Below are 757 nucleotides of genomic sequence, written 5' to 3' on the forward strand. Positions count from 1 at the left end.
TCCATGAAGCCTTCATGGAAGAAGCCGTTGATCGAGCTGCCGACCGATCGCCACGAACCGACGGGAATGGAGACGGGCGCGGCGATGCCGCTCACCCGGTAGTTCGGGATCGTGTAGGGCTGGTCGTACGCGCCGTCGACGATGGTCTTGTCCGGCCCCATTGCCGATAGCGACGGAAACAGCCTCCGCAAGGTGCTGGCGATCATCGATGGCGACGATATCTTCATTTCGACGGCGACCGGCAGGCCATCGTCGCCGAGCCGCGCCTGGAACTTGCCGATTGCCGCGGGGCGGTAGGCGTCGTGGCGCATGTCCTCTTCGCGCGTCCAGGTCACCTTGACCGGGCGGCCGCCGGCTTCCTTGGCCATCAGCGCCGCGCACAGTGCATAATCCATCTCGACGCGCCGGCCGAAGCCGCCGCCGAGGAAGGTGGTGTGCACCGCGACCTTGTCCTGCTCGATGCCGACCGCGTTGGCGCACAGCTGCCGCACCAGCGTCGGCGCCTGGTTGCCGCACCAGATGTCGAGGGCGCCGTCCTTCAGCCGCGCCGTGGCGTTCATCGGCTCCATCGTTGCGTGCGCCAGGTACGGCACTGCATAGTCGGCCTCGACGATTTTTTCGCGCGGCGTGTCGGCGAAAGTGGTGTCGACATCGCCGTCGTTGCGCAATGGCGAACCCTTGGTGGTGAGCGCCTGTTTCATCGCCTCGTCGATGGCGGCGCTGTCCAGCGGATATTCGGGGTCGGCCCATTTGGCCT

The 757-nt window shown here is 66.2% G+C and carries 1 protein-coding gene; it reads right to left on the reverse strand.

From position 1 onward, the window contains the following. On the reverse strand, positions 1-757 hold a 757-nt coding region (locus EN742_RS36635; RefSeq protein WP_148670600.1), incomplete at both ends, for a molybdopterin cofactor-binding domain-containing protein.

The sequence above is a fragment of the Mesorhizobium sp. M4A.F.Ca.ET.020.02.1.1 genome (genome assembly GCF_004022645.1).
In the GTDB taxonomy this organism is placed as follows: Bacteria; Pseudomonadota; Alphaproteobacteria; order Rhizobiales; family Rhizobiaceae; genus Mesorhizobium.